The organism is Vibrio sp. 070316B (assembly GCF_013114115.1).
Lineage (GTDB): Bacteria > Pseudomonadota > Gammaproteobacteria > Enterobacterales > Vibrionaceae > Vibrio > Vibrio chagasii_B.
The window spans coordinates 30,304-47,454 of record NZ_VTYC01000012.1; the positions used below are offsets into that span (position 1 = coordinate 30,304).

At 44.9% G+C, this 17,151-nt stretch carries 17 protein-coding genes; 6 read left to right on the forward strand and 11 right to left on the reverse strand.

Annotated elements, in window-relative coordinates; all coding sequences use genetic code 11:
• Positions 1–533: 533 nt before the first annotated feature.
• The 3 genes from F0251_RS11230 to aspA all read right to left on the reverse strand — a co-directional run bounded on the left by F0251_RS11230 (position 534) and on the right by aspA (position 5,430).
• Positions 534–1,982 carry a YfcC family protein gene (locus F0251_RS11230; protein WP_105057666.1) on the reverse strand — a complete coding sequence of 483 codons (1,449 nt, stop codon included), beginning with the start codon at positions 1,980–1,982 and terminating at the stop codon, positions 534–536.
• Positions 1,983–2,490: 508 nt separating this feature from the next.
• The gene (locus F0251_RS11235; protein WP_171731004.1) at positions 2,491–3,798 is read right to left on the reverse strand and encodes an anaerobic C4-dicarboxylate transporter; all 1,308 of its coding nucleotides are present in this window, start codon (positions 3,796–3,798) and stop codon (positions 2,491–2,493) included.
• Positions 3,799–3,978: 180 nt separating this feature from the next.
• The gene (gene aspA / locus F0251_RS11240) at positions 3,979–5,430 is read right to left on the reverse strand and encodes an aspartate ammonia-lyase (protein WP_061033599.1); all 1,452 of its coding nucleotides are present in this window, start codon (positions 5,428–5,430) and stop codon (positions 3,979–3,981) included.
• Between the two features lie 284 nt (positions 5,431–5,714).
• On the opposite strand from aspA, the gene F0251_RS11245 reads away from it, so the two are divergent.
• Positions 5,715–6,239, forward strand: a complete 525-nt coding sequence (locus F0251_RS11245; protein WP_102426101.1) for an FxsA family protein — start codon at positions 5,715–5,717, stop codon at positions 6,237–6,239.
• A gap of 131 nt (positions 6,240–6,370) precedes the next feature.
• On the opposite strand, the gene trmL is transcribed toward F0251_RS11245, so the two are convergent.
• The 4 genes from trmL to F0251_RS11265 form a co-directional block, all read right to left on the reverse strand.
• The gene (trmL, locus tag F0251_RS11250; RefSeq protein WP_009844716.1) at positions 6,371–6,850 is read right to left on the reverse strand and encodes a tRNA (uridine(34)/cytosine(34)/5-carboxymethylaminomethyluridine(34)-2'-O)-methyltransferase TrmL; all 480 of its coding nucleotides are present in this window, start codon (positions 6,848–6,850) and stop codon (positions 6,371–6,373) included.
• 77 nt (positions 6,851–6,927) lie between these two features.
• A complete protein-coding gene (locus tag F0251_RS11255) occupies positions 6,928–7,545 on the reverse strand; it encodes a superoxide dismutase (RefSeq protein ID WP_171731005.1) in 618 nt (205 codons plus the stop codon).
• A gap of 76 nt (positions 7,546–7,621) precedes the next feature.
• The gene (gene cpxA / locus F0251_RS11260; protein WP_061033602.1) at positions 7,622–9,001 is read right to left on the reverse strand and encodes an envelope stress sensor histidine kinase CpxA; all 1,380 of its coding nucleotides are present in this window, start codon (positions 8,999–9,001) and stop codon (positions 7,622–7,624) included.
• Positions 9,001–9,690 (reverse strand): response regulator, encoded by a 690-nt coding sequence (locus F0251_RS11265; protein WP_061033603.1) that lies wholly within the window; start codon positions 9,688–9,690, stop codon positions 9,001–9,003. Before F0251_RS11265 ends, cpxA begins: the two co-directional genes overlap by 1 nt.
• A 180-nt stretch (positions 9,691–9,870) precedes the next feature.
• Between F0251_RS11265 and F0251_RS11270 the strand changes: the two genes are divergently transcribed.
• The 3 genes from F0251_RS11270 (at position 9,871) to pfkA (ending at position 12,731) form a co-directional block, all read left to right on the forward strand.
• On the forward strand, positions 9,871–10,380 hold the full coding sequence (locus tag F0251_RS11270; RefSeq protein ID WP_061033604.1) for a CpxP family protein: 510 nt from the start codon (positions 9,871–9,873) through the stop codon (positions 10,378–10,380).
• Positions 10,381–10,543: 163 nt separating this feature from the next.
• Positions 10,544–11,452, forward strand: coding sequence for a CDF family cation-efflux transporter FieF (gene fieF, locus F0251_RS11275; protein WP_061033605.1), 909 nt, complete (start codon positions 10,544–10,546; stop codon positions 11,450–11,452).
• A gap of 316 nt (positions 11,453–11,768) precedes the next feature.
• Positions 11,769–12,731, forward strand: a complete 963-nt coding sequence (pfkA, locus tag F0251_RS11280) for a 6-phosphofructokinase (RefSeq protein WP_008219637.1) — start codon at positions 11,769–11,771, stop codon at positions 12,729–12,731.
• 149 nt (positions 12,732–12,880) lie between these two features.
• Here the strand turns inward: pfkA and tpiA are convergent, their stop codons facing one another.
• Positions 12,881–13,651 carry a triose-phosphate isomerase gene (gene tpiA, locus F0251_RS11285; protein WP_008219641.1) on the reverse strand — a complete coding sequence of 257 codons (771 nt, stop codon included), beginning with the start codon at positions 13,649–13,651 and terminating at the stop codon, positions 12,881–12,883.
• 235 nt (positions 13,652–13,886) lie between these two features.
• Between tpiA and F0251_RS11290 the strand changes: the two genes are divergently transcribed.
• Together F0251_RS11290 and F0251_RS11295 are read left to right on the forward strand one after the other, a co-directional pair.
• The gene (locus tag F0251_RS11290; RefSeq protein ID WP_008219643.1) at positions 13,887–14,234 is read left to right on the forward strand and encodes a 5-carboxymethyl-2-hydroxymuconate Delta-isomerase; all 348 of its coding nucleotides are present in this window, start codon (positions 13,887–13,889) and stop codon (positions 14,232–14,234) included.
• A gap of 64 nt (positions 14,235–14,298) precedes the next feature.
• Positions 14,299–14,721, forward strand: a complete 423-nt coding sequence (locus tag F0251_RS11295) for a DUF805 domain-containing protein (protein WP_008219645.1) — start codon at positions 14,299–14,301, stop codon at positions 14,719–14,721.
• 65 nt (positions 14,722–14,786) lie between these two features.
• Here the strand turns inward: F0251_RS11295 and F0251_RS11300 are convergent, their stop codons facing one another.
• From F0251_RS11300 to glpX, 3 genes are all read right to left on the reverse strand, one after another.
• On the reverse strand, positions 14,787–15,134 hold the full coding sequence (locus tag F0251_RS11300) for a DUF3135 domain-containing protein (RefSeq protein WP_061033607.1): 348 nt from the start codon (positions 15,132–15,134) through the stop codon (positions 14,787–14,789).
• A gap of 117 nt (positions 15,135–15,251) precedes the next feature.
• Positions 15,252–15,878 (reverse strand): metalloregulator ArsR/SmtB family transcription factor, encoded by a 627-nt coding sequence (locus F0251_RS11305; protein WP_171731006.1) that lies wholly within the window; start codon positions 15,876–15,878, stop codon positions 15,252–15,254.
• Between the two features lie 179 nt (positions 15,879–16,057).
• Complete coding sequence (gene glpX, locus F0251_RS11310; RefSeq protein WP_102424375.1) at positions 16,058–17,065, reverse strand: class II fructose-bisphosphatase; 1,008 nt, start codon at positions 17,063–17,065, stop codon at positions 16,058–16,060.
• Positions 17,066–17,151 lie beyond the last annotated feature (86 nt).

Genomic DNA, 17,151 nt, shown 5'->3' on the forward strand with positions numbered 1-17,151 from the left:
GTGAATTCTTTGGGAACATTATTCATGTTTTTCTAATCCAGATTAGTAAACTCCAAATAGTAGGGGTTTATATGCAATATACTTTAATTGATAAAAGTGAGCTTAAAGTGGAAGTATGCAGTGTTTTTATTTATATATTTAATTTTGAATGTGGAATTAATTATCTGTTAACAAATTAAATTCGTATAAAGTTATTGAGGTCACATTTTAAAATAGGACTTATGAGGGGTTTTTTAATTAGTTTTAGGCGTTTGCTTATCTTTTACTGTTACTTTTGATAAAACGTTAAATATAATTAGCGCTAATAAATGACTAAATATTTTGCCATATATCACTTTGGTAAATAATGCGCTGTATTGTTAGCTCCGCCTCTGATGTTTACAGATGAGTTGGAGTGTTGATATGGGGCTTCTAGGGAATTGGTGAGTTCGCTATGGTCTGCTGTGATGACAAAACTGGCTGAGCGAGCGATAGAGCTAAAAAAGCCGCTATGGAAGCGGCTTTGAATGGGAGTATGTTTGTTGAAGAGATGCCTAGATAAGCGCACCAATACTCAGTACGATGATGCAGAACACCGTTAAGATACCAACTAATGGCATGACCCACTTCACCCAGCGTACGTAAGGTACACGAGCTATCGCCAAGCCACCCATTACCACAGCAGAGGTTGGGGTAATGAGGTTTACTAAGCCTGAAGCCGATTGGTAAGCGGTGATAACAAGGTCTCTGCCAACGCCTGCAAAGTCAGCCAATGGCGCCATGATAGGCATGGTCAGTACCGCTAGGCCAGATGTCGATGGCACTAAGAATGACAGTAGAATCTCTAGGAAGAACATCACGTTAATAAAGATAACGGATGAGAGCCCGGTGACCATCTGCTCTGCAGAGAACAGAATCGTATCGGTGATCATACCGCGGTCCATCACCACCACAATACCACGCGCAATACCTATGATTAGCGCTACACCGAGCAGGTCACGTGCACCGTCAATGAAGCTTGAGGTAAACTCTTCTTCGCTCATGCGAGCCACAATACCGACAATGATGGTCGCCGCTAGGAACATTGCAGAGATCTCTGCCATCCACCATCCTGCAACGGATACACCGTAAATCATTACTGCGAATGAGCCACCAAAAATAGTCAGAATCAGCTTACGAGTTGCAGTGAATTCCAGTTTTTCTCCGCTTGAGTTACCAAGGAAGTGCGCTTTGTTTTCTTCGTACTTGTCATACACAATCGACTTGCTTGGATCAGCTTGCACCATTCTTGCGTAACGCATGACGTAAGCGACACAGATCCCCCAACCAATAATCAGCATTGCTACACGCAGCACGATACCGTCGGTAAATGGGATGCCAGAGGCGTTAGCAGCGATAACCGTTGCGAATGGGTTAATGGTGGAGCCTAGCACCCCTATGCCCGCGCCTAGAAGTACAGTCGCTGCTGCCACTAGAGGGTCAAAGCGAGCCGCCATCATGACAGGTACAAGAAGCGTATAGAATGGGAGTGACTCTTCCGCCATGCCATAGACAGTACCGCCAGCGGCAAACAGTGCCATCAGTATTGGTATCATCAACTCTTCTCGCCCTTCGAGGCGCGCGGTGACGCGTTCTATACCAGCATCAATTGCACCAGTCTTGGTAACTAGCCCTAAGAAGCCACCAATGATCAGAATGAACAGAGAAACGTCAATTGCAGCCGCTTCATAGCTATTGTGGTCGTAGAAGCCGTCAATCGGCGCTAGCAGTACGTCAATCACGCCCTGAGGGTTACCTTCAACTGCTTGATAGGTTCCGGTTACCGGCACTTCTCGGCCTAATTCTTCATTCATTGCTCGGTCGTATTGGCCCGCTGGAACAATCCAGGTCAGTAGAGCAACGAATGCAATTAAAATAAATAGAATGGTATAAGCAGAAGGGAATTTAAAGTTGGCAAAGAAGCCGCCCTTTTTTTTCTCGCTTGGTATCGTTTGAGTTGTCATGGCTATCTCCTTACATCATCTTAAATAAAAGTGATGTGAATTAGCGACTAATGATTTATAGACTGTAAATACACTGACACTTATAAATTACCCAACGATATAGATTTGCGGGATTTAAATTAAAGTTATTTGATATTTACTAATCCAGATGAAGTTGTATTTAATTTAGCTGCGGTTATTTTATTCTTTACTTAATCATTTAAGTTTGGTGCTGTTCACAAAAATAGTGGCCAGTAAAAGGGCTAAAAAATGTGAGAAAAATCGTAAGGTTTTTTGGTTAATTAGCTCGGATTAATATTCGGTTTGGTTAGTTGGTAAGTAGGGGAGGGTTGATTTGATAGGTATTGATGGTGAATGGGTTGGATAGTCTTGGAATTTTATTCAAACTTTATTTTTGAGCGAGTTTTAAAGTTTGTCATGGTTATTTGACGGGCATCAAAAATCAAATTAAGCCACAAACAAAAAAGGAAGCCGAAGCTTCCTTTTAGAGTCATATCATCAGTGGTTTTTAGATAAATAGACCACCGAATGCGAAGCCTAGTGCTACGGCAGTACTGATTGTAACCACACCTGGAATGAAGAACGGGTGGTTGAATACTAGGTTACCGATACGCGTTGAGCCTGTGTCATCCATCTCAACCGCAGCCAGTAGCGTAGGGTAAGTTGGAAGAACGAACAGTGCACTTACCGCAGCGAAAGAAGCAACGGCTGTTAGTGGTGCTACGCCAATTGCTAGTGCTGCAGGCATTAATGCAACCGTTGTTGCGCCTTGAGAGTAAAGAAGCATAGAAGCGAAGAACAGAACAAGAGCCAGCATCCATGGGTAGTCAGCCAGTAGTGCACCTGCAACGTCTTTGATTTCAGCAACGTGTGCGTTTACAAACGTAGAACCTAACCAAGCCACACCAAGTACACAGACACACGCCGTCATACCAGAGCGGAATGTCGGTGCTGAAGAAATTTTCGCTGCATCGATTTTAGTGAACATTACGATTGCCGCTGCTGCTGCCAACATTACCGACATGATCGCTTCGTTACGACCTAGTGCAGGGTTTTCGATTAGGCCAACAGAGCTAGAGATAGCCGCTGCGTAACAAACCACGAAGCCAATTGCTGCTAGGAAGATGTAAGTTGCTTTCTTCGCTGTTGGCAGGATCTCGCGTTTCTCATCTGTCGCTAGTTTGATTAGGCCTTTCTCTAGACGTTCTTGGTAAATAGGATCGTCTTTCAGCTCGCTACCCATGTAATTCGCGACAATCGCGCCAACCATACAAGCGATGAAGGTTGTTGGGATACAAACCATCAATAGTGTTAGGTAATCAACACCGAATGGTGCAAGCATTGCTGCGAAAGCTACAACCGCTGCTGAGATTGGCGAAGCTGTGATCGCAATTTGAGACGCAACAACAGCGATAGACAGTGGACGAGAAGGACGCACACCTTGGCCTTTCGCTACTTCCGCAATAACTGGCAGAGTTGAGAATGCTGTGTGGCCAGTACCCGCCATTAGTGTCATTAAAAAGGTCACGATTGGCGCGTAAAAGGTGATGCGTTCTGGGTGTTTACGCAAAAAGTTTTCTGCAATTTGTACCAACCAGTCCATACCGCCAGCAACCTGCATTGCAGCGATTGCAGTGATAACTGACATGATGATCAAGATGACATCGATTGGGATGAAAGATTGGCTTGTTGGAACGCCAAGAATAAGTGAAAGAGCAATAACACCAGCACCACCGGCAAAGCCGATACCGATGCCGCCAATTCTGGCCCCTAAGAAGATAAAGAGCAGGACGATAAACAGTTCTACTGCAATCATAATTAACACCTCATTTAGATTTTATTATGTGACCACTCGTTGTTCGAATGTTCAGATAATAGTTCTATGGTTTAGATTCAATTAAGCAAAAGTGCAACACACAGAAAACCACAGAATAAACAGGGTTAACCGTATTGGAGCCTAAAAAAGGGCTCCGTTTGGAGCCCTGTCTCGCGAGTTTTACTCGTAGCGTTTCGCTTTATACTGAGGATGCTTCAAATTTTCAACAGAGAAAATGTCATCAAGTTCTTCTTCGGTCAATAAACCGCGCTCTAGAACCACATCACGAACACTCTTACCTGTTTCTGCACAGATTTTACCAACAATGTCACCCTCATGGTGGCCAATGTATGGGTTTAGGTAAGTGACGATACCGATAGAGTTAAATACGTGTGCTTCACATACTTCTTTGTTTACCGTAATGCCGTCTACACACTTATCGCGCAGGTTCACACAAGCGTTTGTTAGAATGTCTAGCGACTCAAACATGCTTTGTGCAATAACAGGTTCCATTACGTTTAGTTGAAGTTGACCACCTTCCGCAGCGAAAGAAACCGTGTTGTCGTTACCTAGAACTTTGAAGCAAACTTGGTTTACTACTTCAGGTACAACTGGGTTTACTTTAGCAGGCATGATTGAAGAACCTGCTTGCAGTTCAGGTAGGTTTAGCTCGTTCAAACCAGTACGTGGACCTGAAGAAAGCAGACGCAAGTCGTTACAGATCTTAGACAGCTTAACTGCTAGACGCTTAAGTGCGCCGTGCGTCATTACGTATGCGCCACAGTCAGACGTTGCTTCGATTAGGTCTTCTGCAGGAACACACTCTAGACCAGTTACTTCAGCTAGGTGTTTCACTGCTAGGCCTTGGTAACCAGGTGCTGCGTTCAGACCAGTACCGATAGCTGTCGCACCTAGGTTAACTTCAAGCAGTAGCTTAGATGTGTATTCTAGGTTTTTGATTTCTTCATTGATGGTTACCGCCCAAGCGTGGAACTCTTGGCCAACCGTCATTGGAACTGCATCTTGAAGTTGAGTACGACCCATCTTCAAAATGTTGTTGAATTCTTGGCTTTTAAGCTCGAATGCGCCTTTTAGGTATTCAATCGCATCGATCAGTTTTAGTACGCTGTTGTAAACAGAGATACGGAAGCCAGTTGGGTAAGCACAGTTAGTTGATTGGCTGCGGTTTACATGGTCGTTCGGGTTGATGAACTCATATTGGCCTTTTTCTTTGCCCATAAGCTCAAGTGCCACGTTCGCAACCACTTCGTTCGCGTTCATGTTTACAGAAGTACCAGCACCACCTTGGAAAACGTCTGATGGGAACTGATCCATGCACTTACCAGTGTCTAGAATGAGGTCACAAGCTTGGATGATGTATTTAGCCACTTCGCTAGGAATTACACCTAACTCTTTGTTTGCTAAAGCCGCAGCTTTCTTTGTCATCACCATACCGCGAACGAATTCAGGTACATCTGAGATCGTTACATTTGAGATGTTGAAGTTTTCAACTGCGCGTAGGGTGTGGATGCCGTAGTAAGCATCAGCCGGAACATGACGTTGACCTAAAAGATCTTCTTCGAGACGAGTAGCTTGAGGAGCATCAACTTGTGCTTCTGATAGAGTAGCCATAACAGGATCCTTAGAGAATAATTCTGATTATATAGTTAGTTATTAGCCTATTCTGTGTGCAAATACTCCGTTCGCTAGAATATTGGGCTGATAAATCCGTCCTGACTTATGTGGCACATGATACTGTACCTAGCGCATAAAAATAGTAAGTTGATCACCTTTTTCGCTTTTGTTTAGTCAATATTTCGCAAAGTTAATTTGGGTCAATAAACACGCTTATTTACAGGATAAATTTGAGATTGGTAGACCTTTCAGCGTAAACTGAAAGCAACAAAGGAGGGCGTGTGTTTCCTATCTTATTATTACTATTTATCTTCGTACCCATCATTGAGATTGGGCTATTTATTCAAGTTGGTGGCTTCTTAGGATTGTGGCCAACTATTGCGTTAGTGTTGATTACTGCATTTGTTGGTGCCTCACTGGTTCGTAGCCAAGGCATTCAAACACTGATGTCTGTTCAAGGTCGCTTGCAACAAGGCGAGATGCCGGCACAGCAGATCCTTGAAGGTGTGATGCTGGCGGTGGCTGGCGTACTGCTGTTGACTCCAGGCTTTATGACAGACGCTCTGGGTATGTTGGTATTGTTGCCAGCACCAAGAGCCATGATTGCTAAGAAAATGATGGAAAAAATGGTGGTTAAAAACATGTCTGGCGGTTTCCACGCTGGCGGACAAGCTGGTTTTGGTCAGAGTCCATTTGGAGATGATCCATTTAACCGCGACCCATTTGACCAATCAAAAGGCGGCAACACCTTTGAAGGTGAGTTTGAGAAGAAAGACGACGATAACGATCGTAACCGCTTAAACTAACCTTTTTACTTAGATAGAAAGACAACAACTGAAAAGGCTCTTACCTTTATCCTTCGTAAGAAAGAGATAATGGTAAGAGCCTTTTTTATTGCGTATTAGCGATTACGGATAATAGGTGTTTAAGGGGTTGGTTATACCGCGCCTTCAAAGCCCATTTGTCGCCATGCTTCAAACGCGATGATTGCTACAGCATTGGATAGGTTCAGGCTGCGTGCGTCTGGCATCATCGGAATGCGAATACGTTGCTCCATTGGCATACTTTCGATGAACTCAGCGGGCAGGCCGCGTGTTTCTGGGCCAAACATCAATACATCGCCTTGTTGGAACTTGGCATCGACGTGGTGACCTGTGGTTTTAGTGGTGCAGGCAAAGATGCGGAAGTCACCCTCGCGTTCATTTTCTAGATACTCAAGAAAAGCTTCTAGGTTCTTGTGACGTTTAACACGCGCTAGGTCGTGGTAATCCAAGCCAGCACGACGAACTTTCTTCTCTTCAAAATCAAAGCCAAGTGGTTCAATTAAATGCAGGTTTGCGCCGCAGTTAGCACATAGGCGGATGATGTTACCCGTATTGGGTGCAATTTCAGGTTCGTATAGAGCGATATCAAACATGTTGGTTCACAAGAATAATCAAAGATAGCCAGAGTATACGGTGGCAAGCTGAGTGAGTACAGTTCACCACCATTAGCTTATGCTTTATTCGTGAGTGCTTGTGCGTAGTTTTCAGAAACCGCATTCCAATTCACTACGTTCCACCATGCGTTGATGTAATCAGGACGGCGGTTTTGGTAGCTGATGTAGTAGGCGTGCTCCCAAACATCGAGCGCCAGAATCGGCTCACCATTACTGGCAACTGTATCCATCCAAGGGTTGTCTTGGTTTGAGGTTGAGATGATCTTCAGTTGTCCTTTTTCTACTACTAACCAAGCAAAGCCAGAACCGAAGGTATTAATAGCGGCTTGAGCGAACTGATCTTGGAATGTTGTGAAATCTCCGAATGTGCTTTTAATCGCTTGACCAAGCTCGCCTGTCGGCTCTCCGCCACCGTCTTGAGACATACAGTTCCAATACAAAATATGGTTGTAGTAGCCGCCACCATTGTTACGAACTGCTGGGCTGTGCTGAGAAATATTAGCGAAGATTTCAGTGAGAGATTGCTGTTCAAGCTCGCTACCAGACACCGCAGCAACAAACTTATCGTAATAGGTTCTATGGTGCTTGCTGTAGTGCACTTCCATCGTTTTTGCATCGATGTAGGGTTCTAGAGCATCGTAGGCGTAGGGCAGCTCAGGGAAAATGTGAGACATGGTAAATCCTCCTTAATTAGAGGATTTACCATAATGATAATAACAATCATTATCAACTGCGATCTTTGTGGGGGTATTACAGTGGCAGGATAGGCAGAGTAATTTCGAGCTGTAATCCACCGAGTTTACTGCGGCTCGCGGTAATCGTTCCGCTATGTTGGCGAATCGCACTCTCGGTAATAGTCAGCCCAAGCCCGGTGCCACCAGAATTACGGTCACGAGCGGTAGAAACACGGTAGAAAGGTCTGAAGATAGAATCGAGTTCATCATCAGGCACACCATCACCGTTGTCATTGACGCAAATAGTCAGCTGATCTTGCACTACGTGGAATTGCACATCGACTTGGTCTTTTCCGTAGTAAATGGCGTTGCGCGTAATGTTGTCTAAGGCACTCATCAGTAGCTTAGGATTACCTGAAATTGAACGCTCAGGGATTTCTGAGAATGTCAGCTCTTTACCCATCTGTTCGGCTTCAAACTGCGCGTCTTTTAAGATCTCTTCCCACAAGCTCGATATCGGCTGAACTTCACGAGTAATGTGGCTATCAACCTGCATGCGCGAGAGGGTCAGTAGTTCACTGATCATCTGTTCCAAGCGTTGCGCTTCTGTATCAATACGCTCGAGTTCTGGACTCTCTCCTTGCTTACGAATCGCCAGTGCATTGGCCATGCGAAGCCGTGTTAAAGGCGAACGTAGCTCGTGTGAGATATCAGAAAGCAAGCGCTGTTGCCCTGAGATCATCTGGTTTACGGCCTCAACCATTTGGTTAAAGCTTTCACCCGCTTGTCTGAATTCTGATGTGCCTTTTTCAAGTGTTGGATCGACTTCGAATTCGCCTTTCGCTACACGTTGTGCAGCACGTTCAAGTCGGCGAGCTGGCTGGCTGAGTGCCCAAGCTAACCAAAGTAATAGTGGGGTACTGGCTAGCATCACGGCAAGCAACAGCTGCAGTGGTCTATCAAATAGTCGCAGTAAGAACGGCGGCGGCTGGTTCCACTTTACTCCGGCGTACATAAGTAGTTCTTCACCTGCCAGCTTGATTGGTACAGGACCAGCAACCATGTAGTGCCCGTAAAGCTTCTGCTTTGGTACTTCTGGGTTATCAATTGAGGTTACAAAGTTGCGAATCGCCTTAAGTTTGTAGTCTGAATGTCTTTTGGAGGTTAGGACTGCACCTTCAAGATCGGTCAGATAGAGACGTGCACGAGAGTCTTTGCGGCTGCGTGGTGCTTCAAGTTGAAAGACAATTTTGCCGAGATTAGGCTCTTTGGCGTAGCGTTTCTCTGTAGCCTTGGCGATACGTTCTAATTTATTGAGGTGATCGGCGGGCACATCACGCGCTACTCGCGGGTCTAGATGTGGTAGTGAGAGTACGGATAAAAGCACCAGTAACATGGTGAACCAAAAGATGGCAAAGATACGTCCATATAAGCTAGTGATTTTAGGAATGCGCATTAATCCTCCTCTACCAATAGGTAGCCACGACCACGTAAGGTTTTGATGCGTGATTTACCATCGCTACGTTCTGGAATCTTTTTACGTAGGTTAGAGATGTGCATGTCTATCGCACGGTCAAATGCTGCAAGCCTTTTGCCCAATACATCTAAGCTTAACGCTTCCTTGGTGATTACTTGACCCGGGTTTTGAATCAGATGACTCAATAGAGCAAACTCGGTGGTAGTAAGGTCGATGAGCTGACCATTACAGTAAGCTTCTTGCTTACCCGGGAAGACCTCAATGTCTTGATATTGGATCCTATCGCTGGCGGCTTTTGGAGTACTCGTGGTTTGCGTACGGCGCAAGATGGCGCGAATACGAGCGAGTAACTCGCGGTCGCTAAACGGCTTTGGTAAGTAATCATCTGCACCAAGCTCCAGGCCGATCACACGGTCGATCTCTTCCCCTTTCGCCGTCAGCATTAGCACTGGCGTTTCCCAATGTTCTCTTAACTTCTTGAGTGTTTCCATGCCGTTCAGGCGCGGCATCATCACATCCAAAAGAATCAGGTCAATCTCATCATTGATCGCTTCGAGCCCTGCGTAGCCATCATTGGCTTCAGAAACAGTGAAGCCCTCAAAGCTAAGAATGTCTTTAAGTAAGCTCGTTAGCTCGGTGTCGTCATCAATAAGAAGAATGTTCGCCATGGGAAAGCCTTAATCGGTTAGTTACAGGTTAATAATACTGCTAATTATTCGTCAGCTTTCACTCTTTACGATTCTTTACGCTTTCTAAACGTCACTTTACGAGGGAAAGACTAATCTATATTCAAGCGCTGAGATACAGACGCAATACATGACTTATTATACCGAATTGAGGCAACAATTATGAAAATGACGAAGAAACTTGTACTAGCAGCTGCGGCACTTCCACTTATGTTAGGTACAGCAAGTGCGTATGCATTTGGCGGCGGTGACAAGGGCGACCACAAAGGCATGCACGGTAAATGTGGTGGCTTCGACAAGAAAGTGATGCGTCAACTAGAACTAACTGATGCACAAAAAGAACAGTTAAAAGAGATGCGTGAAGCGAACCGTGCTGAGATGAAAGCAAAACACGCGGGCAACAAGTCAGACAAAATGGCGCAAATGAAAGCGCACCATGAGAAAGTTCAAGCATTGGTATTAGCTGAAAACTTCGATGAAGCAGCAGCGAACGACCTAGCAAGCCAAATGGTTGAGAAGCAAACTGAGCGACGCGTGGCAATGCTTAAGAAGCAACACGAAATGATGAGCGTGCTAACGCCTGAGCAAAAAACTCAACTGAAAGAAATCCAACAAGAGCGCATGACTAAGTGTGCTGAAAAAATGGAAAAACGCATGAACAAAGACAAGTAATTCGAGCTTGATTAAGCAGCTTTGAATGAAAGTATTTAGAAAAAAGCGGCCGTGTGCCGCTTTTTTTGATCTCTTAAAATGAATGTCTTACATCATGGCTGTCATATTCAATTGATTATTTGCAGGTTATACTTTGTGCTATTAGTCACTTTATAGCCAAGTTATGAAACAAGAATACGCACGTTTAGTTACGCTGGCCGCTTGGGCAGCGACCACCATCGCCACTATTTTGTTGATAGTAAAAGTCGCAGCTTGGTGGGTGACAGGTTCGGTGAGTCTGTTGGCTTCCGTAGTCGATTCAATGTTGGATATCGCCGCTTCGGTCGTTAACTTATTGGTTGTTCGCTATTCTCTTCAGCCTGCCGACAAAGAACATACCTTTGGTCATGGTAAGGCAGAATCACTCGCTGCATTAGCACAAGCGATGTTTATCTCAGGCTCGGCTTGTTTCCTCATTCTTAATGGTGTCGAGCGTTTCTTTAGACCTCATGAGCTCAACTCGCCGGAAATCGGTATTTACGTCAGCTTGTTTGCGATAGTGATGACGTTTGGCCTAGTTCGATTCCAAAAACACGTGGTCAAGAAAACAGGCAGCCAGGCGATTGCCGCTGATTCACTACACTATCAATCTGACCTTTACATGAACGCGGCCATCATGCTGGCCCTAGCATTGAGCTGGTTTGGCATTGGCCAAGCGGACTCTGTATTCGCGGTGGGTATCGGTATCTACATTCTTTACAGTGCTTATCAAATGGCGATGGAAGCGATTCAATCTCTGCTTGATCATAAGCTACCGGATGAAGAGCTAAAACAGATTAAAGAGGCATCGTTGAGCATCGAAGGCGTGTTGGGTGTACATCAATTACGAACGCGTCGTTCGGGGCCAATTCGCTTCATTCAATTGCACTTAGAACTTGAAGATGAGATGCCACTTATTGAAGCGCATCGCATTTCTGATGAAGTAGAGGCTAAGCTTATCTCTGTGTTCCCTGATGCTGATGTATTAATTCATCAAGATCCGTATTCGGTGGTGTTTGGGCCAGAGAAACAACAAAAGTTTCATTCGTGGTAATGAGCACGAAAACTAGGCAGCAAATGGTAAGTGGATGGCTTTTGAACTAGAGTGAGTAGAAATTGCGAACGCTTTGGTGATTCAAAAACCACCTTAGTAACAATTAATGTTGATTCTGATGTGAATCAACAAAGTTACTGAGTAAAACTGTAATACTCTTACAGAAGTAGAAATGTTACATAATTTTTCGCGATTTAAGTGCTATTCCTGTTGAGGAAATGTAACATAACGCACAAATATAGATTTAAAATCTTGTTGATATACAATCAGCAAGAATAAGAATTGAATAATAGATTCCCAAAAATCGAGGGTGAGCATGATTAAGAAGATCGGTGTTTTGACCAGTGGTGGTGACGCTCCGGGCATGAACGCAGCAGTTCGCGGCGTAGTTCGTACCGCGTTATCAGTTGGCATTGAAGTTTACGGTATTTACGATGGCTACCAAGGCCTTGTTGAAAACCGTATCGAGAAGCTTGACCGTTCAAGCGTATCTGATGTGATCAACCGTGGTGGTACTTTCTTAGGTTCTGCACGTTTCCCTGAATTCAAAGACGTTGCTGTTCGTGAGAAAGGCATCGAGAACCTTAAAGAGCACGGTATCGAAGCACTTGTTGTTATCGGTGGTGACGGTTCTTACATGGGTGCTAAGAAGCTGACTGAAATGGGTTACCCATGTATCGGTCTTCCAGGCACAATTGATAACGATATCGCAGGTACTGACTACACAATCGGTTACCTAACAGCGCTTAACACTGTTATCGATTCAATCGACCGTCTACGTGACACGTCTTCTTCTCACCAACGTATTTCTATTGTTGAAATCATGGGCCGTCACTGTGGTGACCTTACGCTTATGTCAGCAATCGCAGGTGGCTGTGAGTACATCATCACTCCAGAGACTGGCCTAGATAAAGAGCAGCTAATCGGCAACATCCAAGATGGCATTGCTAAAGGCAAGAAGCACGCAATCATCGCTCTAACTGAGCTAATGATGGACGCGAACGAACTGGCGAAAGAGATCGAAGCTGCAACGGGTCGTGAAACTCGTGCAACGGTTCTTGGTCACATCCAACGTGGTGGTCGTCCTACTGCGTTTGACCGTGTCCTTGCTTCTCGCATGGGTAACTACGCTGTTCATCTTCTACAAGAAGGCCACGGTGGTCGTTGTGTTGGTATCGAGAAAGAAGAGCTTGTTCACCACGACATCATCGACTGTATCGAGAACATGCAGAACCCAGACCGTTCTGAGCTGTTCCGCGTAGCAGAAGAGTTATTCTAAGCAACGCCTAGCGTAAGCTTAAAGAATTTAAAAACCGCTGATTTATCAGCGGTTTTTTTATGCCTGCTTATTGGGCTTGAGAAATGACAGACAATAAAAAAGGCCAACCTAAGTTGACCTTTCATTCAATTTAAACCGTGATGTCTAAATTAAGCTTTTGCTTTAGCTGCTGCTTTAGCGATAGCTGCGAAACCAGCTGCGTTTAGAGCTGCGCCGCCAACTAGAGCACCATCGATGTCTGGTTGTGCGAAGTAAGCTTCAGCGTTTTCAGGCTTAACAGAACCACCGTATTGGATGATTACTTGCTCAGCTACCGCTGCGTCTTTTTCAGCGATCATTGCACGGATAGAAGCGTGGATGCGTTGTGCATCTTCAGCTGTTGCTGCTTTACCAGTACCGATAGCCCAGATTGGTTCGTAAGCGATGATTGCGCCGTTTAGAGCTTCAACACCGTAAGCGTCGATAACTGCGTTGATTTGACGTGCACATACTGCTTCAGTTTCGCCTGCTTCGTTTTGCTCGTCAGATTCACCGATACAGAAAACTGGCTTCAGGCCGTTCTCTTGTAGGAATTTGAATTTCTTAGCTACGAACTCGTCTGATTCGTTGTGGTATTCACGACGCTCAGAGTGACCGATGATGATGTGAGTTGCACCGAAGTCTTTCAGCATTTCTGGAGACATGTCGCCAGTGAAAGCACCGCTGTTGTTTAGGTCAGTGTTTTGAGCACCTAGGATGATTTTGTTACCGCCTTCAGCGATTAGACGCTCAGCTAGATCGATGTAAAGTGCTGGTGGAGCTACTGCTACGTCTACACCTTCAACGCCTTCAAGTTCAGCGTTAAGACCAGTTAGCAGCTCAGTTACCATTGCTTTGCTACCGTTAAGTTTCCAGTTACCCATCACTACAGGACGACGCATAGGAATATCTCCGTATTTAATCAATTAATGTAAAAAATCTTCGTAAGAATATAACAGATAAAACGCGTTAGATCATGATTGTGGTCATGTCTTTATGGGATCTTATCGATTGGTCAGAGTAGATAACGCTCTTATATCAGTGATCCGACAGACAGAATAATAGCTAACTTCTCGGATTTTTCATCGTTAGTTGGTATTAAGGGACAAACGTTTGCGTTAACAATAGGAAGTAATAATGCCAAATCTAGTTCTAGAGTACTCAAATTCAGTGGACGAGCGAGTGAATATCCAAGGTTTACTAGAAGATCTTCATCAAGTTACATTAAACTGTGGCTTGTTTGATATTCCGTCTGTGAAATCACGCTCTCTACGTTGTCATAACTGGCTAGTGGGTGATGAAGAGGACAGTGTGGACTTTATTCATATCAGCTTTGAATTACTTTCTGGGCGTACCGAAGAACAGAAACGGGAATTGTCACGTTCGTTAATGCAAATCTTACAAGAACAGGCGAGCCATGTTCGAAGCCTAACGGTTAATATTCGAGATATGGACAAAAGTTGTTTTCAGAAAGTGATTAACTGATTCGTGTAATAAAGTATTTACTGCTAACTTTTTGGTAGTGTATTAATTTTTTGAGTATTTTTAGATGTCGATGAAAGATTTACTGCTCTCTTTCAAAGGGAGAATTGGTCGCAAGACTTACTGGATGTGGAACATTTTCTACTATGTCGCGATCACGGGTTTTGCGTCTGGGATTTCGGTACTGTTTCCTGCCTACTCCTATATTTTACTGCCAATCTTCTTGTTGCTACTCGTAATCCCAGACTTAGCGGTGACCGCTAAGCGTTGGCATGACCGTAACAAGTCTAACTACTGGTTACTACTGAATGTACCGCTAGTATTAGGGCGTTTAGCTTCGCCTGTCGCTGCAACATCGGCGGACTCGGTATCACCAATGCACATGGTGGCAACGGTTGCAGCATTAGTGTGTGGTTTATGGATTTTGATTGAATGTGGTTTGTTGAAAGGCACAGAAGGCCGCAACGATTACGGTGAAGATCCAGTATAAGAGTTTTCAGCAGTTAATATAAAGGGAGCATTAGGCTCCCTTTTTGCTTTCTGGAGCTGTCTGATCTAGTACATTTTGGGTTCAGTGTTAGGTCTGAATGGAACCACATTTTCAGGCTGAGGCTCTTCTAAGGTACAGCGCCCTTGGAGCGCGTCTTGGAACTTGCAAACCTGGCAGCGCAGCTCTTGCATCAACACGACATTGACGTGGTGAGGATTTTTACAACGGCTGACGACTAAATCGAGATGGCTTTGCTGAGCTCGAAGTCTGCCTTGCATACTTTCAGAAGCGGAGCAGATCATCTGTTCACACATATCGTGTTTGAATTGGTTGAATGCTTTGGGATCGTTTTGAGCAAGTTGAACCAGTTCATCAAAAGGAGGTAGTTTCTGCTCTGGTTGTGGATGTGCCATCATTCCTTCCTTAGCATTAAGCATGTTTCATATGCTTTAAGCTTAAGAAAGATTTCTGTATAAATTTTGTTCTATCTTTTGATTTCTCAATATTGAGACAAGATCAATCACTTAGCGTTAAGCAGTGGCGACAGGTACTAGGGTGTAGGTACAGCGTCGTTCGCCAGCAATAATATGCTCAGTTCGGCTGACGTAGCACTCATCTTTTAGTAGCTCGGTGAACACGTTGAGCTCAGATTGACACAAGCTCGGGCAACGAGTCGCAGCCTTACAAATAGGGCAGTGGTTTTCAATCAAGATGTAGTGATCGTCGTGTTCTTTCAGTTCTGCCATGTAGCCCTCTTCTTCACGAAGTTGGGTGAGCTTTTCCAGCTTACTGATTAGATTTTCACAATCAGACAGGGCAGATTGATACTGTTTTAAGGTGTGTTGTTCACGCTCGGCAGCGACTTTAGCTAAGCCTTCTTTTCCGAATAGATTCTCTACGGCATCAATGACTTGAATCGTAAGTTCACCATGACGGTCTGAAAACTGACTATGGCCGTGCTGAGTAAGAGACCAGTGACGAGTCGGACGACCGACTTTCACTTTGACATCATGAAACGCGAGAATGCCATCATCTTCCAGGCTTTGCAGATGTTGCCTTGCACCCATTGTCGTCATGCCAAACTCTTCTGACAGCTGTTTGGCCGTTACCGCGCCTTGACGCTTAATGGTCTGTAAGATTTTGTCGCTTGTTTTCATACTATCCCTACCTCATGAACCTTACTATTATGAGGCAAGGTGTTTATAAAGCAAACCATTTACTATTTTGACAGTTACTGACCTATCAATCGCAATGGTGAGAACCTTACAGGGCAATAAAGCAAAAGGCTGATACTTGGTATCAGCCTTTGAATATTCTGTTTCACTCGATATGAGGATTACAGGATGTGACCAACCACTTCTGGGTCTTTACGCTCTAGGTAGTGGATTGATTTGATGCGGCGAATCGTACGGCATCGGCCACGGATAAGTAGCGTTTCTGTTGTAGCGATATTGCCTTGACGAGAAATGCCTTCTAGCAGGTCACCCTTAGTGATGCCCGTTGCTGAGAATACAACGTTGTCGCTGCGCGCCATGTCTTCCATCTTCAATACGATACCAGCGGTTACGCCCATTTCAGCACAACGCTCTAACTCAAGTTCACCGTGTTTACGGTTCTCTTCTGTATCGCCTTTCACTTCGTGACGAGGCAGTAGACGACCATGCATGTCACCGTCCAGCGCGCGAATTACTGCGGCAGAAACTACACCTTCAGGTGCGCCGCCGATGCAGTACATTACGTCGACTTCGCTGTCTGGCATACAGGTTAGGATTGATGCTGCTACATCACCGTCTGGCACTGCGAATACACGAACGCCCATCGCTTGCATCTCTGCAATCACTTGGTCGTGACGTGGCTTAGCCAGTGTGGTGACTACTAGCGTGTCGAGTGTTTTACCCAGAGCCTTAGCAATGTTTACTAGGTTTTCTTTTAACGGTAGAGCTAAGTCGATAGCGCCTTTAGCACCAGGACCAACTACTAATTTTTCCATGTACATATCAGGCGCTTTTAGGAAGCTGCCTTTTTCGCCTGCAGCCAATACTGCTAATGCATTTGATTGGCCCATTGCTGTCATGCGTGTCCCTTCAATTGGGTCAACTGCGATGTCGACAGCGTCGCCGCCTACACCTACGTTTTCACCGATATATAGCATAGGTGCATCATCGATTTCGCCTTCACCAATAACAATTTCACCGCTGATTTCGGTTTTGTTTAGTAGGCTACGCATGACTTCTACAGCAGCGCCATCTGCAGCGTTTTTGTCGCCACGGCCAAGCCACTTGTAACCAGCCAGTGCTGCACCTTCTGTGACACGAGAGAATGACATTGCTAAATCGCGTTTCATGCGGACTCCAAAATTTTCAAAGGGGGAATAGAAATTTCGCGGCGGATTTTACCATATCCAAAAGGAAACGTTTGCCTTTTTGCTTT